Below are 21602 nucleotides of genomic sequence, written 5' to 3'. Positions count from 1 at the left end.
ACCCCCTCCGAGGAGTCATTCATGTCCGTGTCCATGTCCCGGCACCTCATCGCCCTGTCCGCCGCCGTCTGCCTCGCGGCCGGCCTCGCCGCCGCGCCCGCGAGCGCCGAGCCGCGTCCCAGGACGCTCGGCGAACTGGCCAGGAAGCACCACAAGTACTTCGGCTCGGCCACCGACAACCCCGAGTTCACCGACGCCGCCTATCTGAAGCTCCTCGGCGGCGAGTTCGGGCAGACCACCCCCGGCAACGCCATGAAGTGGTACGCCACCGAACCCGAGCCCGGCGTCTTCGACTTCACCGCCGGCGACGAGGTCGTGGCCTTCGCCAAGGCCCACCACCAGAAGGTCCGCGGCCACACCCTCGTCTGGCACAGCCAGCTCCCCGCCTGGCTCACCGAGCGCAGCTGGACCGCCGAAGAGCTGCGCCCCGTGCTCAAGAACCACATCCAGAAGGTGGCCCGGCACTACAAGGGCAAGGTCATCCACTGGGACGTCGTCAACGAGGCCTTCAACGAGGACGGTACCTACCGCGAGTCGGTCTTCTACAAGACGCTCGGCCCCGGCTACATCGCCGACGCCCTGCGCTGGGCCCACGAGGTCGACCCGCACGCCAAGCTGTACCTCAACGACTACAACGTCGACGGGATCGGCCCCAAGAGCGATGCCTACCACCGCCTGATCAAGCAGCTGAAGGCCGACGGCGTCCCGGTGGAGGGCTTCGGCATCCAGGGGCACCTGGCGCTCCAGTACGGCTTCCCCGCCGGCGTCAAGCAGAACATGCAGCGCTTCGCCGACCTCGGCGTCGAGGTCGCGGTCACCGAGCTCGACATCCGGATGAACCTCCCCGCGACCCCGGAAAAGCTCGCCACCCAGGCCACCTGGTACGCCGACTACGTCAAGGCCTGCCTGGAGGTCAGGAAGTGCGTCGGCGTCACCATCTGGGACTACACCGACAAGTACTCGTGGATCCCCTCCGTCTTCCCCGGTGAGGGCGCCGCGCTGCCCTACGACGAGAACCTGGCGCCCAAGCCCGCCTACCACGCGATCAGGAAGGTGCTGGGCGGATGATCAGGACGGCGATCGTCGGAGCGGGCGGGATCGCGGGCATCTGCCACGTACCCGCTCTCCGGGCGCAGGCACACCGCGCCGAGATCGTGGCCGCCGTCGACGTGGACGCCGCACGCGCCGGGGCCTTCGCGGCCGAGCACGGCATTCCCGCCGTCTACACCGACCTGCGCACGATGCTCGACGAGCAGGGGCCGGACCTCGTGCACCTGTGCACGCCGCCGTACCTGCACGCCGAACAGGCCGTGGCCTGCCTGGAGTCCGGGGCATGGGTGTGGTGCGAGAAGCCGGTGGCCCTGTCGCTGGCCGAGCTCGACCGGATCCACGCGGCCGAGGGCACCGCCGCCGCGGGCGCCGTGTTCCAGCACAGGTACGGCTCGGGCGCCCGGTACCTGCGCGACCGGATCGCGGCCGGGACCCTGGGCCGTCCGCTGGTCGCGCAGTGCGTCACGGCGTGGTACCGCGACGACGCCTACTACGACGTGCCCTGGCGCGGCACCTGGCGGAGCGAGGGCGGCGGCCCGACGCTCGGCCACGGCATCCACCAGATGGACCTGATGCTCGCGGTGCTCGGCCCATGGGCCGAGGTGCGCGCGATGGCCGGCCGCCTCGCACGCGACGTGCAGACCGAGGACGTGTCCACGGCTCTGGTCCGGTTCGAGAACGGAGCCCTCGCGACGGTCGTCAACAGCGTCCTCTCGCCACGCGAGGAGAGCTACCTGCGGTTCGACCTCACCGGTGCCACGGTCGAGCTGCGGCACCTGTACGGATACTCCAACGCGGACTGGACGTTCACCGCCAGGTCGCCCCACGCGAAGTGGGAGCCGCCGGACGACCTGCCCAGCTCGCACACCGCCCAGCTCGCGGAGTTCCTGGACGGCTATGAGGCCGGCATCCGGCCCGACCTCGGCCGACCCACCATGGAACTGATCACCGCCCTGTACAAGGCAGCGATCACCGGCCTGCCGGTCCGGCGCGGGGAGATCGACGGGACCGACCCGTTCCACGGCTCGCTCGACGGGGGCCACCCGGAGGTGTTCCGATGACGTCCGAACCACCCGAGCACGTCGGACTCCCGGAGCGTTTCGAGCTCCTGGAGCACGAGGACGCGCTGACCGTCCGGGCACGCGGCACCGACCTCTTCCGGTACGTGCACCGGCCGGTCATGGACCCCTTCGAGGCGCCGAAGCCCTACCTTCATCCGGTGCGCACCCTCGCCGGCGACGTGGTCACCGCGTACCGCCCGCACGACCACCGCTGGCACAAGGGCGTCCAGTTCACGGCGTCATGGGTGTCGGGCCAGAACTTCTGGGGCGGCGGCACCTATCTGCGCGGCCGGGGCTACGTCGACCTGCCGAACCTCGGCACGATGCGCAGCCTCACTGTGTCCGGCGAGACGAGTCACGGCCGTGCCGTCGTCACCGAGCGCCTGGCCTGGCACACGATGGCGGAGGAGCACTGGATCGACGAGCGTCGCACGCTCACCGCGCGGGACGTCGAGGCCGACTCCTGGACCCTGGAGATCACCACCGCGCTGACCAACGTCCTCGACACCGACCTGATGTTCGGCAGCCCCGGAACCCAGGGCAGAGAACTCGCCGGATACTCGGGCCTCTTCTGGCGCGGCCCGCGCGACTTCACCGGCGGCGGGGTGATCGGCCCCGGCATGGGCGAGCAGGGCGACTGGCTGGCCTTCGTCGGCACGCACGACGAGGTCGACCGCTCCTCCACGCTGCTGTTCCTGGACGATCCGGACGCCCCCTGCCACTGGTTCGTCCGCAGCGAGCCCTTCCCCGCCGTCAACCCGTCCCTGGCGTTCGACAAGGAACTGCGCCTGGCCCCGGGCGCCACCCTGTCGCGCCGCTACAGGATCGTCGTGGCCGACGGCGCGTGGACCCCCTCACGCCTGTCCCGCCACGTCGAGGAACACCCGTGGTGACCCCGCTTCCCGGCGCGGTGGGGATCTCCGGGCTGACCGTGTACGACTGGGAGGCCGCCGACGGGCTGTGCGGCGGTACCCCGCACATGCACCTCGTCTGCTCCGAGGCGTACGTCGTCATCGGCGGCGAGGGCAGCGTCCAGACCCTCACCACCTCCGGTTTCGCCGACACCCCGCTGCGCCTCGGCGACGTCGTCTGGTTCACCCCCGGAACGATCCACCGCCTCGTCAACGCCGGCGGCCTGCGTCTCGTGGTCCTCATGCAGAACAGCGGCCTCCCCGAGGCCGGCGACGCCGTCTTCACCTTCCCCGCGCCCGTGCTCGCCGATCCCGACGCCTACCGGGCGGCGGCCGTCCTGACCGGCGACCATGCCGCGGCGGCGCGCCGCCGCCGTGACCTGGCGCTGGAGGGATTCCTGACCCTGCGCCGCGAAGGAGGGCTGCGGGAGTTCCACAGCGCGGCGCACCGCCTGAAGAGCGAGCTGCTCGACGCCTGGTGGGTCCGCTGGCGGGACGGCCCGCTGGCGGCGACCCTCGCGACCGGCTGCCAACTGGCAGGGCTGAAGGCCGGAGACCTCTCCCACCTCGATCACGGCGTGGTGTCGCGGCTGGAGCGCCCGGAGGACCCGGCCTTCGGCATGTGCGGCCGTCTCCGTCCCTATCCCGTCCCCGACCTCCCGACGCGGCCGCCGTGCGGTTCGTCGGAGTCACCTCACCCCCACCCTCCGAAGGAGCTCTCCTGATGAGATTTCGCCGTCCACCCCTGGTCCTGAGTCTCGTCCTCGCGGTCCTGTCGTCGCTGCTGCTCGGGGCCTCTCTCCTCACCGCCCCGCCCGCAGCCGCCGCGGCGGTCGACACCAATGCCTGGTACGTGCTGGTCAACCGCGACAGCGGGAAGGCCCTGGACGTCTACAACCTGGCGACCGGTGACGGCGCCCGCATCACCCAGTGGACCAGGAACGACCAGAACCAGCAGCAGTGGCAGTTCGTCGCCTCAGGCGACGGCTACTACCGCGTCAAGTCCCGGCACTCCGGCAAGGTCCTGGACGTCCAGAACAGTTCCACGGCCAATGGCGCCGCGATCGTCCAGTGGGCCGACGTGAACGGCACCAACCAGCAGTGGCGCCTGGCCGACAGCGCGGACGGCCACGTCAGGCTCGTCGCGCGCCACAGCGGCAAGGCCCTCGAAGTCCAGGGCGCCTCCACCGCCGACAACGCGAACGTCGTCCAGTACGACGACTGGGGCGGCGCCAACCAGCAGTGGCAGTTCGTGAAGGTGGGTGGCGCCACCCCCGGCACCTGTGCCCTTCCCTCGACGTACCGCTGGTCGTCGACGGGCGCGCTGGCGCAGCCCAAGGCCGGATGGGCCTCGCTCAAGGACTTCACCGTCGCCCCCCACAACGGCAAGCACCTCGTCTACGCGACGACCCACGGCACCACGGGGACGGGAGTGGGCTGGGGCTCGATGAACTTCACCCCGTTCGCCGACTGGTCGCAGATGGCCACGACGGGCCAGAACAAGATGTCGAATTCCGTCGTCGCACCCACGCTCTTCTACTTCGCGCCGAAGAACATCTGGGTGCTCGCCTACCAGTGGGGCAGGACCGCCTTCTCCTACCGGACGTCGACCGACCCCACCAACCCGAACGGATGGTCTGCGGAGCAGGAGCTGTTCTCCGGAAGCATCGCCGGGTCGGGAACGGGCCCCATCGACCAGACGCTCATCGGCGACGGGACGAACATGTACCTGTTCTTCGCCGGTGACAACGGCAGGATCTACCGGGCGAGCATGCCGATCGGGAACTTCCCGGGCAGCTTCGGCTCGTCGTACACGACGGTCATGAGCGACACGGAGAAGAACCTCTTCGAGGCCCCCCAGGTCTACAAGGTCAAGGACCAGAACCAGTACCTCATGATCGTCGAGGCCCGGGGCGCGAGCGAGCACCGCTACTTCCGCTCGTTCACGGCCACCAGCCTCAACGGCTCGTGGACGCCGCAGGCCGCGACCGAGAGCAACCCCTTCGCCGGCAAGGCCAACAGCGGAGCCACCTGGACCAACGACATCAGCCACGGCGAGCTGATCCGCGCGGGCGCCGACCAGACCTTCACGATCGACCCCTGCGACCTGCGGTTCCTCTACCAGGGGCGTGATCCCAACTCCGGTGGCGACTACGGCCAGTGGGCCTACCGACCGGGTCTGCTGACGCTCCAGCGCTGACCACGTGGCGGGCCAGGTCGTCACCCGGGCCCGCCATGGTCGCGGGCCAGGGCCGCGTCCGGGAAGCGTCGCCTGTGCCGACCGCCCACCGGGCGACGCCGGCGGACCGACCCCGTCTCACGTCGTATTCTTTGCCGACGCAGAGGCCGGTCGCCGTCCGCCGGTGGACCGCTTCCCTGGAGAGGGTGGGAATGGGGCTCATCGACGTGGACCACGCGGGGCTGGTCGTCGCGGCGCAGGCCGGTGACGACGGTGCGCGCGAGGAGCTGATCGCCGCGTACCTGCCGCTGGTCTACAACATCGTAGGGCGAGCGCTGAGCGGCCATGCCGACGTCGACGACGTCGTCCAGGAGACCCTGTTGCGTGTGGTGCGCGACCTGTCGGCCGTGCGCGCCCCGGAGAGCTTCCGGTCCTGGCTCGTGTCGATCACGCTCCGCCAGATCAACACCCACCTGTACCGGAAGCACGCCGTCGCCGAACGGACCGCGGTCATCGACGAGGCGCACCAGATACCGGACGCCGGCGCGGAGCCTGTGGACACGGCGATCCTGCGGCTGCATGTCTCGGACGAGCGCCGTCGCGTCGTCGAGGCCGGTCGATGGCTCGATCCGGATCATCGGGTGCTGCTGTCGCTCTGGTGGCAGGAATGCGCCGGTTCGCTGAGCCGTGACGACATCGCCGCCGCGACCGGGCTCACGGTCGCCCACGTCGGAGTGCGCCTGCAACGCATGCGTGAGCAGCTGGAACTGTGCAGGACGATCGTCGCCGCGCTGGAGGCCGACCCGCGCTGTCCCCGACTGGACGAGGCCGTCGTCGGCTGGGACGGCCTGCGCGCATCGGTGTGGCGCAAGCGCTTGGCGCGACACACCCGTGACTGCCCGGTCTGCACGGCGCCGACGGCGGAACGGGTTCCGGTCGAGCTGCTCCCCCTCGGCCTCGCGACACTGGCCGTGCCGGCCGGACTGGTCTCCGCGCTCGCCGCCAAGGGCCTGCTGTCGGGTACCGCCGCGATCGCCGCCGGGCCGGCCGCGGCACACCTCGCTGTCGGCACCGCGACGGGGGGAGGGGGCCTGCCCGTCGCAGTGACCGGCAAACTCGCGGCGATCACCGCTCACCCGCTGGTGAGCCTCGCCGCCGGCGCGGTGCTCATCGCCGGAACCGCCACCTATGTGACCTGGCCCGAACCGGCGTCTCGGGTGCCCGCCGTCATCGCCGCCCCCACGGCCGGCACCGTCTCGCCGGTCCCGTCGCGCGCCACGACGTCGGACGAACCGTCCCCCGTGAGTCCGTCCGCCGCCGCAGCCACTGTCCCGCTCGGCGCGCGGTCGCTGGAGTCCGTGGACGAACCCGGCCTGTTCGTCACCCGTACCGGCGACCACGCGACGCTCGGTCGGGTCTCCGCGTCCAGCGGCGCGCAGACCCGCGACCGGGGCACCTTCACGGTCATCGCGGGGCTGGCCGACACACGGTGCGTCACCTTCCGCGCCGCGGACGGCCGGTATCTTCGCCACTCCTACCTCCGGCTGCGGCTGAGCGCCGACGACGGCAGCAATCTGTTCCGTGAAGACGCGACCTTCTGTCCGCGCCCTGGGTCGGTCGCGGGGTCGGTGACCCTGCACGCGCACAACTATCCCGGCTCCGTCCTCCGCCACCGTGACGGAGGCATCTGGCTCGACGGCTCCGACGGAACACGGACCTTCGCCGGGCAGGCGTCGTTCATCGTGCGCCGGACCTGGTCCTGAGAGTCGCTCCCGCGCCACGCCGTTTCCCCCAGGCAGAGAGTCGGGTGCCTCGCACCGCCTCCGCGGGGACGACCGAACCGCGGGGCTCGGCATAACGCTTTCCGCCTGCGACATGCGTCACTGAGCGAACTTCCGGACGGCGCGACTTTTCTGTTACGCGACCGCGAGTTCGGCAGCCTCCACTTCAGGGGTGACCTTCCCCCACCGGCACATCCCCCTGAAGAGAGGCCTTCCCATGACGCAACGCCCCCACCCGAACCGCGACCCGCGAGGAAAGGCATGAAGGGCCTGCACCGGCTCCGCCGCCGTCGCCGGACCTGGGCGACAGGACTGTCGGCCGCCGCGGTGGTCGCCGGGGCCCTTACGCTCCTCCCCAACTCCGCCGGAGCCGCGTCCCTGGGTACCGAGGCGGCTCCCTCGGGCCGGTACTTCGGCACGGCTGTGGCCGCAGGCCGGCTCGGCGACTCGGCGTACACCGCGATCGCCGACCGGGAGTTCAACATGATCACCCCGGAGAACGAGATGAAGTGGGACGCCATCGAGCCGTCCCGCGGCCGTTTCGACTTCGGTCCTGCGGACCGGATCGTCGACCGTGCCCTGGCACGCGGTCAGCGCGTACGCGGCCACACCACGGTCTGGCACTCGCAGCTTCCCTCCTGGGTGGGCTCCATCCGCGACGCGAAGACGCTGCGCGGCGTGATGAACCACCACATCACCACCCAGCTGACTCACTACAAGGGCAGGATCTACGCCTGGGACGTGGTCAACGAGGCGTTCGCCGACGGCGGCGGCGGGCGGCTCCGCGACTCGGTCTTCCAGAAGGTGCTGGGCGACGGCTTCATCGAGGAAGCGTTCCGCACCGCCCGCGCGGCCGACCCCTCGGCCAAGCTCTGCTACAACGACTACAACATCGAGAACTGGTCGGACGCCAAGACCCAGGGCGTCTACCGCATGGTGAAGGACTTCAAGTCCCGCGGCGTGCCCATCGACTGCGTCGGGTTCCAGAGCCACTTCGGCGCGGGTGGCCCACCGGCGAGCTTCGGGACCACCCTGGCCGCCTTCGCCTCCCTGGGCGCCGACGTCCAGATCACCGAGCTGGACATCGCCCAGGCATCACCCACCCACTACGCGAACACGGTCAGCACCTGCCTGTCCGTGGCCCGGTGCACCGGCATCACGGTGTGGGGCGTCCGTGACAGCGACTCCTGGCGGAGCGGCGAAAGCCCCCTGCTGTTCGACCGGAACGGCAAGCCCAAGCCCGCCTACACCGCCGTCATGAACGCTCTCACGTCCGGCTCCGGCACCACGCCGACCAAGCCGACCGACCGTGCCGGGGAGATCAAGGGTGTGGCCTCCGGCCGCTGTATCGACCTCCCCGGCTCCGCCACGGCCAACGGCACCCGGGCGCACCTGTGGGACTGCGGCGGACAGGCCGGCCAGCGCTGGACCCACACCGCCGCCAAGCAGCTGAGGGTCCACGGCGACAAGTGCCTGGACGCCAAGGGCAAGGGCACCGCCAATGGCACCCCGGTGATCATCTGGGACTGCAACGGCGGCGCCAACCAGCAGTGGGACATCAACGCCGACGGCACGATCACCGGCGTCCAGGCCGGGCTGTGCCTCGACGCCGTCGGCGCGGCCACCGCGAACGGCACCACGATCCAGCTGTACACCTGCGCGTCGGTCGGCAACCAGAAGTGGACCGCCCCCTCCGCGACGGGCAGCGGCGCGTGTGCTCTTCCCTCGACGTACAAGTGGAGCTCGACGGGCGCCCTCGCCCAGCCGGCGAACGGATGGGCCGCGGTGAGGACTTCACCCACGCCATGCACAACGGCAAGCACCTGGTCTACGCGTCGAGCGCGTCGGGAACCTCGTACGGCTCGATGGCGTTCAGCCCCTTCACGAACTGGTCAGACATGGCGTCGGCCGGCCAGACGAAGATGAACCAGAACGCGGTGGCACCGACGCTCTTCTACTTCGCGCCCAAGAAGACCTGGGTGCTCGCGTACCAGTGGGGTGCGTCGCCCTTCAGCTACCGCACGTCCAGCGACCCCGCCGACCCCGACGGCTGGTCCGCGCCGAAGCCACTGTTCACCGGCAGCATCCCCCGCACCGAATCCGGCACCGGCCCGATCGACCAGACGCTCATCGCCGACGACCGGAACATGTACCTGTTCTTCGCCGGTGACAACGGCAGGATCTACCGGGCGAGCATGCCGATCGGGAACTTCCCTGGCAGCTTCGGCTCGTCGTACACGACGGTCATGAGCGACACCGCGAAGAACCTGTTCGAGGCCCCCCAGGTCTACAAGGTCAAGGGCCAGGACCAGTACCTCATGATCGTCGAGGCCCGGGGCGTGAACGAACAGCGCTACTTCCGCTCGTTCACGGCCTCCAGCCTGAGCGGTGCGTGGACCCCACAGGCCGCGACCGAGAGCAACCCCTTCGCGGGCAGGGCCAACAGCGGAGCCACCTGGACCGACGACATCAGCCACGGTGACCTGGTCCGCAGCAACCCCGATCAGACCATGCCCATCGACCCCTGCAACCTGCAGTTCCTCTACCAGGGCAAGTCCCGCACCGCGGGTGGCCCCTACGACCGACTGCCGTACCGGCCGGGCGTCCTCACCCTGCAGCGCTGACCCGCCCGATCCACGGTTACCCAAGGAGAACACCCCCCTCATGAACAACCCCACGAACGGCGCGCGCCGCGGGCGTCACCGTCGTCGCTGGAGCGCCACCGCCCTGCTGCTCGGTGTGCCCGCCGCCGTCGTCCCGTACCTCCTGTTCACCCAGGAGGACTCGCAGGCCGCGACCGTCGACGCCAACGCCTACTACCGGCTGCTCTCCGTGCGCAGCGGCAAGGCCCTGGACGTCAACGCCTTCTCCACCGCCGACGGCACCCGCATCCAGCAGTGGACCGACCAGAACACCGCCAACCAGCAGTGGCGGCTGCGGCCCACCGGCGACGGCTACTACGAGCTGGTGAACCGCAACAGCGGCAAGGTGCTGGGCATAGCCGGCGATGCCACCGCGCAGGCGGCCGCCGCCGAGCAGCAGACCGACAGCCCCTCCGCCTCCCAGGAGTGGCGGATCGACGAGGTGAGCGGTTCCGGCGCCGTCACCTTCACCTCCCGCAGGAGCGGCCAGGTCCTGGACGTCTCCGGAGGCTCCACGGCTCAGGGCGCGGCGATCATCCAGTATCCCGGCAGGGGCAGCGCCAACCAGCAGTGGAGGCTGCTGAAGGTCGCCGACGCGCAGGCGGCCGGACCGTACACGTGGAGGAACGCCCAGGTGGTCGGCGGCGGTTACGTCACCGGGCTCGTGTTCAACCCGCGGGAGAAGGGGCTGCTGTACGCGCGTACCGACATGGGCGGCGCCTACCGCTGGGACAGCGCGGCCGAGCAGTGGATCCCGCTGACCGACTGGCTCGGTGAGAAGGACTGGAACCTGCTGGGCATCGACGCGCTGGCCACCGACCCCGTCGACCCCGACCGGCTCTACCTCGCGGCGGGCACCTACACCAACGAGTGGGCGGGCAACGGCGCGCTCCTGCGCTCCACCGACCGGGGCCGCACCTTCCGGCGCACCGATCTGCCGTTCAAGCTGGGCGGCAACGAGGACGGCCGCGGGGCGGGCGAACGGCTCGTGATCGACCCCTCGGACAACCGCACCCTCCTGCTGGGCACCCGCAAGAACGGCCTGTGGCGCAGCACGGACAGCGGTGTGACATGGCGGCAGGTCTCCTCGTTCCCCGTCAAGGACGGGGCGAGCAGCGGCGCGGGCATCTCCTTCGTGACGTACGGCCCGGTCGGCAGCCACACGGTCTACGTCGGCGTCGCCGACAGGTCCACCTCCCTGTACCGGTCCACCGACGGCGGCAGCACCTGGCAGGCCGTCCCCGGACAGCCCACCGGCCAGTTCCCGCAGCACGGCGTGCTCTCCGGCGACGGCTCGCTCTACCTGACGTACACCAACGCCCTCGGACCCAACGGCGTGACGGCGGGCTCGGTGTGGAAGCACTCCCCGGCGGGCGGGACGTGGAAGAACATCTCCCCCTCCCAGGGCGACCACGGGTTCTCCGGCCTGTCCGTCGACCCGCAGAAGCCGTCCACGGTGATGGTCACCACCCTCGACCGCTGGTGGCCCGAGGACGAGATCTACCGAACCACCGACGGCGGCACGACCTGGAAGGCGCTGGCCGGGAAATCGGTACGGGACGCCTCCGCCGCCCCTTACGTCGGTACCCACACCGGGCACTGGATGACCGCCCTGGCCATCGACCCCTTCAACTCCGGGCACGTGCTGTACGGCACCGGCAACGGCATCCTGCGCAGCAAGGACGCCGACGCCTCCGACGGCGGAGGCACCAGCCACTGGAGCATGGGCGCCCGAGGGCTGGAGGAGACCGCGCTGATGGACGCGATCGCCCCGCCCGGCGGCGCCACCGTGATCACCGCCATGGGCGACCAAGGCGGCTTCCGCCATGACGACCTCACCAAGGTGCCCGCCGGGCGGCTGAGCAACCCGATGATGACCAACAGCACCGACATCGACTTCGCCCAGGCCAACCCCTCGGTGATGGTCCGTGTCGGCCGTGGCGGCGCGCAGGACGGCGCCTACTCCACCGATGGCGGCACAAGCTGGACCGGTTTCAAGGCGGAGCCGGTGGCCGGCGCCCAGGACGGTCATGCCGCGCTCGCGGCGGACGGCTCCACCATCGTCTGGACCCAGGCCGGCCAGGCCCCGTACCGCTCGACGGACAAGGGTGCGAGTTGGTCCAAGGCCCACGGCCTCGGCACCGACGCCGTCGTCGTCGCCGACCGCTCATCTGCCAGGACCTTCTACTCACTGTCCGGCGGCACGCTCCACGCCAGCACGGACGGCGGCGCGACCTTCACCGCCCGCGCCACGAACCTGCCCGCCGGCCGGCTGACGGCCGTCCCCGGCGTCGCCGGAGACCTGTGGATCGCCGGCGGCGGCCAGGGGCTGCTGCACTCCACCGACGGCGGCCGCACCTTCACCACGCTCGCCACGGTGCGGTCCGCGTCCGCCCTCGGCTTCGGCAAGGCCGCACCCGGCGCCTCCTACCAGGCCCTCTATCTGATCGGTACCGTCAAGGACGTCACCGGCGTCTTCCGCTCCACCGACAAGGGCGCCACCTGGCTCCGCGTCAACGACGACGCCCACCAGTGGGGCGCCATCGGAGGCGTCGGCGTCGTCACCGGCGACCCCGACACCTACGGCCGCGTGTACGTCGGCACCAACGGACGCGGCCTCCAGTACGGCGACCCGTCCTGACCCTCCCCCGAGCGGGGCCGCAGGCACGATGCCTGCGGCCCCGGCAGGTGCTACGGCCTCCACCCGGAGGTGCCGACCCGTTGGCGACACCCCTCGCGGGCTGCTTGCGCGGCCTCAGTCGGACCGGGCGGGGGCTCGTAGTTCGACCTTGTACCCGCCCTGTGGGGTGGATTCGGCGGTGAGGATGCCGTCGAGCAGTTCGGCGCGTTCCTTGAGACCGATGAGGCCGTGGTGGGCGCTGGGCAGGGCGACAGAGGGGCGGGTGGGGGCGGTGTTGGTCACGGTGACGCCGAAGTGGTGTGCGTCGTGCCACAGACGTACCTCGGCGCGGGCGCCGGGGGCGTGTTTGCGCACGTTGGTGAGGGCTTCCTGGACCGTACGGTAGACGGTGCGCTGAGCGGTGGTGCTGATGCCGGCGGGGAGCTCCCCGGTCAGGGTGGTCTCGATGCCGCTGTTGGCGACGAGCTGCTGGAGGTCGGCGAGGGTGGGCTGGGGGGCGAGTGCGGTTTCCCTGCCGCCTGAGGCGCGGAGCAGGGTGACCATGTGGCGGAGCTCGTCCAGGGTGTTGGCGCTCAGGGTGCGGATGGTGCGAGCCGCCTCCCGGGCGTCGAGGTCCTTGGCGGCCACCTGCATCGCTCCGGCCTGTACGGCGATGAGGCTGACCTGGTGGGAGACGACGTCGTGCATCTCGCGGGCGAGTTGGGCGCGCTCGCTGGCGAGGACGGTCTGGGCGTGCAGGGCGCGTTCGTGTTCCCGGGCCTCTTCGACCTCGACGAGCTGTCGGGCCACGTCGTGCCTGGCCTGCACGAGCTGGCCGAACAGCACGGGGGCGACGGCCGTGGCCAGCGTGTAGACGAACTGCACGAGCGTCCATGTCCGGTCGCCGTCGAACGCGTCGGACAACGGCCAGACGAGGGTGTCCACCCCCGCGTTCAGCAGGGCACAGCCGGCCAGCATCGGCCGGTTGCGGGTGGACGCGGCCAGTGTGTACAGGGCCGTGATCGGCGCGACCGCGACGTCCATGAACAGGGTCATGGGCAGGGTGAACAGGAAGACGGCAAGCGGGAAGCGCCTGCGCAGGAACAACGCCGTGCTGCCGAGGGCGACGCAGGCCCAGACGAGAGGGGTCCCCTCGCCGTAGAGGTTGATCCAGGCGTCGAGCACGGCGAGGACGACGAGACACCCGTCGACGGCCCAGGGGGGTACGCGCCGCCACAGTGCCCGGCCCGTGCTCATCGCCCGTCGTCCCGTGACGGGTTGTCGCCGTCCCTGCCGAGCAGTCCGGCGCGCTCGGCGAGCAGTGCGGCCTGGACACGGCCGGCGACCCGCAGTTTGTTCAGGATCGAGCTGACGTGGTCCTTGACGGTGCCCGCGCTCAGGTGGATACGGGTGCCGATCTCGGCGTTGGACAGTCCTTCCGCGACCAGGACGAGGACGGCGCGCTCCCGGTCGCTGAGCAGGTCGACGCGTGCCACCTCCGCGTCCTGGGGCGCTCCCGCCCCGGGGTGACCGCGCAGCAGCGCGCGTGAGGCTTTCGGGGACATCACCACCCCGCCGGCGGCCAGGGTGCGCACGAGCTGGGCGAGCTGCTCGGGTTCGGTGTCCTTGAGCAGGAAGCCGGCGGCACCCGACCGCAGCGCGGTGAGGATGTACTCGTCGGTGTCGAAGGTGGTCAGCATGGCGACAGGCGGCGGCGCGGCCAGTTCCTGGATCTTCCGCAGGACGGTCAGGCCGTCCACGTCCGGCATGCGGATGTCGAGGAGTACGACGTCCGGCCTCTCGCGCCGGATGACGTCGGCCGCCTGCGCCCCCTCCGCGGTCGCGACGACCTCGATGCCGTCGGACGCGTTCAGGATCATCTGGAATCCGGACCGCACCAGGGCCTCGTCATCCACCACCACTACCCGGATCACCGGCGTTCCGCCTCACACTCGTCTGCCCGGTCGGCCTCTCGGCGATCCGTGTCGGCACCGCACCGGGGCGTCCACGCTCTCGTACGGTGATCGCCTGCCGTCGACAGTACGTCCGGCAGGGTACGCGGTGGCGCGATGACCGTGGAGTGTGGACATCCGGCGGGTCGGCTCCAGCCGCTCGGGGGGACGATCCCGTCCGTCGGCGGGCAGTGCACGAAGGACGGCGGATGGTGTCCGTCGTCCTCGTCAGCTGGAGTCGGTCCATGGGCCCGCACGAGTCCGCGGGCCGCAGCCGTTTCCCTACCGTTCGAGGACGACCCCGTCATGCCCCGCCCGTTCCTGCGTCAGCCCGTCCGCGCTCTGCGTCGCTGTGCGGCGCGACCCCGTGTGCTCTTCGGGGGTGTGTACGGGGCGGTGCTGGCCAGTTCCATGGTGGCCGCCCTGACGGAACAGGGTGAGACGGCGCCCGCCCACCGGCTCAACAGCGCCCAATGGCTCCTGGTGACGGCTTTCGCCTCGGCCTTGGCCCACGGCTACGCGCATCTGATGGCCCTGCGTGGCGACCGGACCCATCACGGTGTGCGCGCCGGGGTGCGGCTGTTGCTGTCCGAGTGGCCGTTGGTGGTGGCGACGGTGCCGACGCTGTGCGTGCTGCTCGGCGCCGCCTGGGGATGGTGGCCCACGGCGGACGTCGAGTGCGTGGTCTTCGCCGTGAACGTGGTGCTGCTGTTCGCCTGGGGTCTGTCCGCGGCCCGCGCCGCCGGTCGCACCTGGGGCTCCGCCGTGAGGATCGGCACGGTGGACGCGTTGCTCGGCCTCGTGGTCGTGGGGGCCAACGCCGTCATCAAGTAGGACGGTGGACCGTCCTGGGCGCCGTTCCGCCACTCGGCGGGGCTGGTCCCGGCCGGGCGGCGGGGATCTCGCCGAAGCCCGTCGGATGGTCCGCTTCCTGGCGGCGCCCGGAGATTCTGACCCATCATCAGGGAGCGGGGTCCGGGGAAAGGTGGATCCTGGCCGCGACCGGGAGGTGGTCGCTGGCCGTCGCGGGGAGGGTCCACGCCGAAGCGGCCCGGACGCCCCCGAGAAGGATCTGGTCGATCCGGACGGCCGGCAGGCGCGCCGGCCAGGTGAAGCCGAAGCCCGCGCCCGCCGAGGCCTGTGCGGAGACGAGACGGTCGGTGAGGGGCCGCAGTCCGCGGTCGTCGGTGGAGCCGTTGAGGTCGCCCAGGACGACGACGCGCCGGACGGGCTCCGCCCGCACCTCCGCCGCCAGCAGGCCCAGCGCCTCGTCGCGCGCCCCGGCGGTGAATCCGCGCGGGCCCACGCGGACGGACGGCAGGTGGGCGACGTAGATGGCCAGTGGCCCGCCGGGTGCGTCCACCGTGGCCCGCATCGCCCGCGTCCACGGCATGATCGGCACGGCCCGCGCGTCGCTCAGTGGATGGACGCTCCACAGGCCCACTGTGCCCTGGTAGAAGTGGTACGGGTAGGTCTCCGCCAGGGCCCGCTCGTAGGCGGGCGCCGTGGCCGGGCTCAGCTCCTCCAGCGCCAGTACGTCCGCCCCGGCGGCGAGCAGGCTCCGTACGGTGCCGTCGGGGTCGGGGTTGGCCTGGTTGACGTTGTGACTGACCAGCGTGAGGTCCCCGCCGGGGGACGTCTTGTCGGCGAGGACTCCGCCGAAGACCGCCAGCCAGGCCGCCGCCGGCACCACCAGGGCCATCGCCGCCGCCACCTGCGCCCGCCGCAGCAGGGCCGCGGTCACAAGCACGGGCACGACCAGCGCGCTCCAGGGCAGGAGGGTCTCGGCCAGACTGCTCAGCCGTCCGGGCAGCCTGGGGAGCAGCCCGTGGCCCGCGACGCCCACCGCGAGGAGGACGGAGCAGACCGTGACCGCCGCCCCGCGGCGTCGCCACCACCGGCGCGACCCGGCGTCCGAGGCTCCGGGAGCGCGGTCCGGGCCGACCGCCGTGCCGTCCTCCGCGGGGGAGGGAAGGGTCTGTGCCGCCGTCGCGGGGGAGGCAATGGTCTCTGCCGCCGTGCCGCGCGGCGCCGCGGCGGGGTCCGGGCGTGTCGTCGCCGTCATCGTTCCCCGCCCTGCGTTCCGGCGGCGGCCAGCCGGTCGCGGACGGCGGTGAGCAGGCCGCGGCTGGCGTCGACGGCGGCCCGGAGCCCCTCGGCGGGCGTCGTGTTCGCCCGCTGGTGCAGGACGGCGCCCACCAGCAGCCGGGGCGTACCGCCGACGCGCACCTCGCAGGCCCACAGGAGGTTCCCGCCCGCCGGTGTGCTGGAGCCGGTCTTCACGCCGAGGACGCCCGGGCTGTCCAGCAGGGGATTGGTGTTGGTGATCGTCCCGAGGCCGGGGACGGTGGTCTCGCGGGTGGCCACGACCGCCCGGAAGACAGGGTCCTCCATCGCGGCCCGCGTCAGCCGCACCTGGTCGGCCGCGGTGCTCGTGGTCGTCGGCTCGATGCCGCTCGCCCCCGTGTAGACCGTGTCCTTCATGCCGAGCCGTCCGGCGGCGCGCCGCATCTTCCCCACGAAGGCAGCCTGGCTGCCGGAGTCCCAGCGGGCCAGCAGACGGGCGACGTTGTTGCCGGAGGGGATCAGGAGCAGTTCCAGGAGCCGGCGCTGGGAGTAGCGTTCGCCAGGCCGTACGGGGACGGTCGACTCGCCGCCGACCCCCGCCTCGTGCGCGGCCGTCCGGTCCACTTCGATCAGGGGGCCTTCCTCGTCAGGCCGCAGCGGGTGCTCCTCCAGGATGACGTAGGCGGTCATCACCTTCGTCAGGCTAGCGATCGGCACTGGCCGCCGCCCGCCCCGCTCGCCCAGCGAACCGGTCCCTTCGAGGTCGACGGCGCTCTGTCCGTCCCGCGGCCACGGGAGCGGGCCGATGTCGGAAACCGGCCTTCGCTCGTCACCCGGCGTCGGAGGCGCGCCGGAGGGGGAGGCGACGGCGATGCCCAAGGCCGTCAGCAGGGCCAGGAACAGGGCACCGACGACGAGGCGGTGACGGGGGGTACGGGGAACGGGCACGGGCCGCCTCCAGGGGCTGCGGTACGGGATCGGTACGGCAGCAAGACTCCGGGGACGAGGTGTCCGTCCCACGGTCGGAAGAGCGCTGCCCGCGCTCGGGAACCCATCGGTCGTGTATCAACGGGGCGGCGAGTGGACGTGCGCCAGCCGGCGCGTTCGACGCATCGGCGGGGCGGGTCGGGGCCCCGGCCGGAAGAGCGGAGGGGGTGCGCATCGCGCCGGGCGGCCGTCCCGGCGAAGGCGAGCGATGCGGGACGGCCTCGTCGGCGGACGGAGCCGTCCCCGGACGGCGGAGCCACGCACCGGCGGGCCGTCCGAAGCGCGGGGACGTACGCCGACAGGTGACCGTCGAGGACCGTGCGTCGGCATGCAGGCCGTACCGGTACGTACCCCGACAGGCGGACCTCCCGGGGCGCCGAGGAGTGTCCCGCGACGGGCAGGCCGTCCCGGTACGGCAGGGTCACCCGCCGGCGGGCGGTCCAGGGACGCGGTCACGCCCCGGACGGTGGCCCGTCCTGGGGCAGGGTCAGGGTCGCGACCGCCCCTCCGTCCGGGGCGTTGGCGAAGTCCAGGGTCGCCCCGATCACCCTCGCCTGGCCGGACGCGATCGTCAGGCCCAGGCCGTGCCCGTGCCCCCGCTCGGCCGTGCCCGTACGGAACCGCTGGGGGCCGTGGGACAACAGGTCGGCCGGGAAGCCGGGGCCGTGGTCCCGGACGGTCACCGTCCGGCCGGCGACGGCGACTTCCACCGGGCCCGCGCCGTGCCGGTGGGCGTTGACGACGAGGTTGGAGACGATACGGTCCAGGCGCCGGGGGTCCGACTCGACCACCGCCGTCTCCCGTTCGGTCACCCGCGCCACGAGGCCCGTCCGCGCCACCGAGTCCCGGACGAGGGCGGCCAGGTCGACCGGTCCCGGCTGGGACGTCTCGGCGCCCGCGTCGAGACGGGAGATCTCGAGGAGATCCTCCACCAGGTCCCGCAGCACCCGCACCCGGCTCTGGATCATGTCCGTCACCTCGCCCTCGGGCAGCAGATCCGCCGAGGTGACCAGACCCATCAGTGGGGTGCGCAGCTCGTGTGCGACGTCGGCGGTGAAGCGCTGCTCGGTGTCGATCCGCTGCTGGAGGCTGTCGGCCATCGAGTCCACCACGGCCGAGATCTCGGCGACCTCGTCGCCCCCGCGGACCGTCCCCGTCCGGGCGTCGAGGTCGCCCGCCGTGATGCGGCGGGCCGTGCGGGCCACCCGGCGCAGCCGCCGGGCGGGGAGTTCCGTCGCCAGGGCCGTGGCGGGGACGACGACGGCCAGGGTGAGCAGCGAGTACTTCCACATGTGACGGTCCAGGGCCTGCCGGGTCAGCAGGTCGCCGGTCATGTCGACCTCGACCGCGTACAACTTCCCGCCCTCCCGCCGGGCCGCCCAGAACACGGGGGCCGGGGGCTCGTTCTCGTAGAGCGTGGCCTCGCCGTCGTGCTCGACCTGCCGCAGCAGGGCCTCGGGCAGCTCCCCCGGGGAGGCCCGGGGGCCATCCTCACCCGCGGCCGCGGCCTCCTCCCTGGCCTTCTCCAGGGCCGTGACGGCCCTGCCCGCGCCCTCGTGCATGGACCGCCGCAGCACCGAGTCGTGCACCAGCACGCCGACCGTCAGCGCCATCGAGGCACAGGCCAGCGCCACCAGGAGGACGATCTTCCAGCGCAGCGAGCGGGAGTGCGGCACCAGGCCCGCGACCGCTCCCCGGGGACCCCGGCTCACCGCTTCCACTTGTAGCCGAAGCCCCGGACCGTCTCGACTCGCTCGGAGCCGATCTTCTTGCGCAATCGCTGCACGCACAGGTCGACGACCCGGGTGTCGCCGTCCCAGCCGTAGTCCCACACCTCGCGCAGCAGGGTCTGACGGTCCAGCACGATTCCTGGGTGCGCTGCGAATTCGAGCAGCAGCCGCAGCTCGGTCGGGGCGAGCGCGATCCGCTCGCCGCCCCTGCGGACCTCCAGGGCCGCGGGGTCGAGGGAGAGGTCACCGAAGACCAGCGGGGCGGCCGGCTCCGCGGGGCCGGCCGCTTCGGCTGCCGGGGGTACGAAGGCGGCCCGGCGCAGCAGCGAACGGATCCGCGCCACCAGGACGGCGGTGTCGACGGGCTTCACCACGTAGTCGTCGGCCCCCGCCTCCAGGCCGGACACCACGTCGAGGGCGTCGCCGCGCGCCGACATCATCAGGATCGGGTCCGTGGCCGTCTCCCGGATGCGCCGGCACAGCCCGATGCCGTCCAGGCCCGGCAGCATCACGTCGATCAGCATCAGGTCGTGCCGCCCCTCCCGGAAGAGTTCGAGCCCGGTCAGGCCGTCGGCCGCGACGAGCACGCGGTAGCCGTAGCGCTCCAGGGCCATGGCGACGGACCGCCGGATCACCTCGTCGTCCTCGACGAGCAGGACGGTCACAGGCGCGGGCGCGGGCGCCGACACGGAATCAGACATGTACATCTCTCGGGCACGGGACAGGGCAGGCCCTCCATCATGCCTCACCCTCACGCACCTCCGGCGTCGCCGGAAGGCTGTCGGCACGCCTCCGACCTGGGCTGATACCCGCCTGATACACCACCGCGCGGTGGCCGACACACATCCGAGCGGGTACGGACACGGAGGCGGCGCGACGGACACCGGTCGCGCGGCAGCCGCTCCGGCGCCCACCGTCACCGGACAAGCGACGCTGGTTGCTCCGACGGCGTCGTCACCCTTTGCGGAGGCCCGCTCGCCGCGCCGTCCTCACGCGCGTTCCCCCGCATCCGCGGTGCCGCGGCGCGTCCAGTTCGCCACTCTCGTTACGGCGCAGCCTGCCGCGGCCGTCCCTCCGCGTCGGGGTCGGCAGGGCGGACGACCATCCGGCGTAGCCCGTGTGTGGGGTCTCCGTGTCGCGATGCCGGGCCTCCACGACCTCTCGGTCGGCGCCGCACCAGAACCACCGGCCTAGACGTCGACACCCTGTGGGCGGCCTGTACGGGGCACCCGGACATCCAGGGAAGCGAGGCCGTCATCGAGGCGCCGGCCGAAGACGTCGCCCGGTTCCGCGAGGTGCTCGCGAAGGTGCCCGCAGCGGCGACCTCGTTCATGGACCGGATCTGGGTGCGGCGGGCCGCTCCGCGCTCGAGCGCCAGGGCGTGGCACCTCCTCGACTGTCCCTCGAACACGACGTGTCGGGGCGCGCGGCTTTGAGTGCTTCAGCCGTCGGCCGTACGGGGGCCACCTTGCGTTCGTACAGCTCGCGGGTCGTGACCAGCGCCCGGGCGTTGCCCAGCTCCAAGCGCAGTGCGACGGGTTCGGGCCCGAAGGCGCTGAACAGGGGACACACGACTCGGCCGGCCCGCAGCGTTCCGAGGACGGTGCTGTACAGCTCGGACCGGCGGCCGAGGAGGGTGAACACCCGCTCGCCCCGTTCCAGGCCGAGCGTCTCCAGCACGTGCGCGAAACGTGAGCTCTCGGCCGCGAGTCGGGCGAAGGTGACCGTCCGGACGGTTCCGTCGCGGGCGATGCAGCGCAACGCGACGCGTTCGCCGTGACCCTCGCTCAGGTGCCGGTCGACCGCCTCGTACCCCATGTTGATGCCGCCGTCGGGCAGCCCGGCGAGCCGGGACCGCTCGCGTCGCCAGGAGAAGACGGCCCGGGCGCTGTCGTAGTCGGGCATGACCGGTGCCACCCACAGGGCGTTCATCGCGGTGGTTCCACGTCGAGCGCGAGGTTGTCGTAGGCGTACTCGATCGATTCGTGCAGGGCGACGACTCCGTCGACCGAACGGCAGAGCCGCACGATCACGCGGATGTCGGCCCGCTCGGCGACCCGGCCCGTCAGCCCGACGACTCCGTCGTCGACCGTCACGCGGATCGTGTGGGGGCGAAGCGCAGAGTATCGGCCAGGACGTCGTGCTCGATCTCGTCACGGATCGCGGTGTCACTGCGCAGGAAGGGGTACGCCGGCCGCGGGGCGACGATGCTTCCGCACGCCAGGTGCCGAGCCCGTACACGCTTCCGCTCCCCGTGCCGAAGGGGCCGGTGCGCCGCCGGCTCCTCCGGGCCGGTTTCCTACCGTGCCTCCGCCTCGCGAGGCCGTCGGACGGGAAGCCGCCGCCCGCGAGTTCCGCGCTGCCGAGGGGTCTCCCGCATGCCTGATCGCTCATCAGGCAAGTCAGCATCCGGTCAGCATGAGTCCCCGCACGTTCCGGGGCGGGCGATCGTCCCAACAGGCGCCGGTGCTAAGGGAAAGCGCAGGTAGGAAGCCGTCCAGCCCGACCGGAGCGATGTTCCTCTCAAACATCGTTCGGCGCGTGCCGGTGTAGAGTCGCGACTGCCCTTGACCTGCACAAAGTAGGCAGGGAGCCGTCTCAGAGGAGTCCCAAGTGCTGCGT

Annotated in this window: 16 protein-coding genes and 1 pseudogene; 9 read left to right on the top strand and 8 right to left on the bottom strand. The window is 71.8% G+C overall.

The features are described 5' to 3' along the window. The first annotated feature begins 21 nt into the window (after positions 1-21). The 8 genes and pseudogenes from ACIP8Z_RS10760 (at position 22) to ACIP8Z_RS10725 (ending at position 12265) form a co-directional block, all read left to right on the top strand. Positions 22-1068, top strand: a complete 1047-nt coding sequence (locus ACIP8Z_RS10760; protein ID WP_402081388.1) for an endo-1,4-beta-xylanase — start codon at positions 22-24, stop codon at positions 1066-1068. After that, the gene (locus tag ACIP8Z_RS10755; protein ID WP_402081386.1) at positions 1065-2111 is read left to right on the top strand and encodes a Gfo/Idh/MocA family protein; all 1047 of its coding nucleotides are present in this window, start codon (positions 1065-1067) and stop codon (positions 2109-2111) included. Before ACIP8Z_RS10760 ends, ACIP8Z_RS10755 begins: the two co-directional genes overlap by 4 nt. Beyond that, complete coding sequence (locus ACIP8Z_RS10750; protein WP_402081383.1) at positions 2108-3004, top strand: PmoA family protein; 897 nt, start codon at positions 2108-2110, stop codon at positions 3002-3004. Before ACIP8Z_RS10755 ends, ACIP8Z_RS10750 begins: the two co-directional genes overlap by 4 nt. Beyond that, positions 3001-3747 carry a cupin domain-containing protein gene (locus ACIP8Z_RS10745; RefSeq protein WP_402082344.1) on the top strand — a complete coding sequence of 249 codons (747 nt, stop codon included), beginning with the start codon at positions 3001-3003 and terminating at the stop codon, positions 3745-3747. The genes ACIP8Z_RS10750 and ACIP8Z_RS10745 overlap by 4 nt, the downstream gene beginning before the upstream one ends. Further along, positions 3747-5222: a non-reducing end alpha-L-arabinofuranosidase family hydrolase gene (locus ACIP8Z_RS10740; protein WP_402081381.1), complete on the top strand. Its 1476-nt coding sequence runs from the start codon at positions 3747-3749 to the stop codon at positions 5220-5222. Before ACIP8Z_RS10745 ends, ACIP8Z_RS10740 begins: the two co-directional genes overlap by 1 nt. Positions 5223-5413: 191 nt before the next feature. Then, positions 5414-6964, top strand: a complete 1551-nt coding sequence (locus ACIP8Z_RS10735; RefSeq protein WP_402081379.1) for a sigma-70 family RNA polymerase sigma factor — start codon at positions 5414-5416, stop codon at positions 6962-6964. 279 nt (positions 6965-7243) lie between these two features. Next, positions 7244-9606: pseudogene (locus ACIP8Z_RS10730) on the top strand (non-reducing end alpha-L-arabinofuranosidase family hydrolase). A gap of 40 nt (positions 9607-9646) precedes the next feature. Beyond that, the gene (locus ACIP8Z_RS10725; RefSeq protein WP_402081376.1) at positions 9647-12265 is read left to right on the top strand and encodes an RICIN domain-containing protein; all 2619 of its coding nucleotides are present in this window, start codon (positions 9647-9649) and stop codon (positions 12263-12265) included. 114 nt (positions 12266-12379) lie between these two features. Here the strand turns inward: ACIP8Z_RS10725 and ACIP8Z_RS10720 are convergent, their stop codons facing one another. Further along, a complete protein-coding gene (locus tag ACIP8Z_RS10720; RefSeq protein WP_402081371.1) occupies positions 12380-13501 on the bottom strand; it encodes a sensor histidine kinase in 1122 nt (373 codons plus the stop codon). Next, complete coding sequence (locus ACIP8Z_RS10715; protein WP_402082341.1) at positions 13498-14124, bottom strand: response regulator; 627 nt, start codon at positions 14122-14124, stop codon at positions 13498-13500. The genes ACIP8Z_RS10720 and ACIP8Z_RS10715 overlap by 4 nt, the downstream gene beginning before the upstream one ends. A gap of 468 nt (positions 14125-14592) precedes the next feature. Here ACIP8Z_RS10715 and ACIP8Z_RS10710 point away from each other — a divergent pair, with 468 nt between their 5' ends. Further along, positions 14593-15030 (top strand): hypothetical protein, encoded by a 438-nt coding sequence (locus ACIP8Z_RS10710; RefSeq protein WP_402081369.1) that lies wholly within the window; start codon positions 14593-14595, stop codon positions 15028-15030. A gap of 127 nt (positions 15031-15157) precedes the next feature. On the opposite strand, the gene ACIP8Z_RS10705 is transcribed toward ACIP8Z_RS10710, so the two are convergent. From ACIP8Z_RS10705 to ACIP8Z_RS10680, 6 genes are all read right to left on the bottom strand, one after another. Continuing rightward, entirely contained in the window at positions 15158-16261 is a 1104-nt protein-coding gene (locus tag ACIP8Z_RS10705; RefSeq protein WP_402081366.1) for an endonuclease/exonuclease/phosphatase family protein, read from the bottom strand. After that, positions 16258-17211, bottom strand: a complete 954-nt coding sequence (locus ACIP8Z_RS10700; RefSeq protein WP_402081364.1) for a D-alanyl-D-alanine carboxypeptidase family protein — start codon at positions 17209-17211, stop codon at positions 16258-16260. The genes ACIP8Z_RS10705 and ACIP8Z_RS10700 overlap by 4 nt, the downstream gene beginning before the upstream one ends. A 491-nt stretch (positions 17212-17702) precedes the next feature. After that, complete coding sequence (locus ACIP8Z_RS10695; protein ID WP_402081361.1) at positions 17703-18962, bottom strand: ATP-binding protein; 1260 nt, start codon at positions 18960-18962, stop codon at positions 17703-17705. Continuing rightward, positions 18959-19681 (bottom strand): two-component system response regulator CseB, encoded by a 723-nt coding sequence (gene cseB / locus ACIP8Z_RS10690; protein WP_402081358.1) that lies wholly within the window; start codon positions 19679-19681, stop codon positions 18959-18961. Before cseB ends, ACIP8Z_RS10695 begins: the two co-directional genes overlap by 4 nt. A 628-nt stretch (positions 19682-20309) precedes the next feature. Then, the gene (locus ACIP8Z_RS10685; protein WP_402081356.1) at positions 20310-20912 is read right to left on the bottom strand and encodes an AMP-binding protein; all 603 of its coding nucleotides are present in this window, start codon (positions 20910-20912) and stop codon (positions 20310-20312) included. Continuing rightward, a complete protein-coding gene (locus tag ACIP8Z_RS10680) occupies positions 20909-21076 on the bottom strand; it encodes a BON domain-containing protein (protein ID WP_402081353.1) in 168 nt (55 codons plus the stop codon). The genes ACIP8Z_RS10685 and ACIP8Z_RS10680 overlap by 4 nt, the downstream gene beginning before the upstream one ends. Positions 21077-21602: the final 526 nt, after the last annotated feature.

The organism is Streptomyces sp. NPDC088553, from assembly GCF_044752965.1.
GTDB lineage: Bacteria > Actinomycetota > Actinomycetes > Streptomycetales > Streptomycetaceae > Streptomyces.
This window is presented reverse-complemented; position numbering and strand designations above follow the sequence as displayed.

Excerpts from the sequence above, each read along its gene's own strand:
- cseB (WP_402081358.1), bottom strand. The coding sequence starts at position 19,681 with ATGTCTGATTCCGTGTCGGCGCCCGCGCCCGCGCCTGTGACCGTCCTG.
- ACIP8Z_RS10740 (WP_402081381.1), top strand. The coding sequence starts at position 3,747 with ATGAGATTTCGCCGTCCACCCCTGGTCCTGAGTCTCGTCCTCGCGGTC.
- ACIP8Z_RS10705 (WP_402081366.1), bottom strand. The coding sequence starts at position 16,261 with ATGACGGCGACGACACGCCCGGACCCCGCCGCGGCGCCGCGCGGCACG.
- ACIP8Z_RS10715 (WP_402082341.1), bottom strand. The coding sequence starts at position 14,124 with ATGATCCTGAACGCGTCCGACGGCATCGAGGTCGTCGCGACCGCGGAG.
- ACIP8Z_RS10750 (WP_402081383.1), top strand. The coding sequence starts at position 2,108 with ATGACGTCCGAACCACCCGAGCACGTCGGACTCCCGGAGCGTTTCGAG.
- ACIP8Z_RS10760 (WP_402081388.1), top strand. The coding sequence starts at position 22 with ATGTCCGTGTCCATGTCCCGGCACCTCATCGCCCTGTCCGCCGCCGTC.
- ACIP8Z_RS10685 (WP_402081356.1), bottom strand. The coding sequence starts at position 20,912 with ATGAACGCCCTGTGGGTGGCACCGGTCATGCCCGACTACGACAGCGCC.
- ACIP8Z_RS10725 (WP_402081376.1), top strand. The coding sequence starts at position 9,647 with ATGAACAACCCCACGAACGGCGCGCGCCGCGGGCGTCACCGTCGTCGC.
- ACIP8Z_RS10735 (WP_402081379.1), top strand. The coding sequence starts at position 5,414 with ATGGGGCTCATCGACGTGGACCACGCGGGGCTGGTCGTCGCGGCGCAG.
- ACIP8Z_RS10720 (WP_402081371.1), bottom strand. The coding sequence starts at position 13,501 with ATGAGCACGGGCCGGGCACTGTGGCGGCGCGTACCCCCCTGGGCCGTC.
- ACIP8Z_RS10755 (WP_402081386.1), top strand. The coding sequence starts at position 1,065 with ATGATCAGGACGGCGATCGTCGGAGCGGGCGGGATCGCGGGCATCTGC.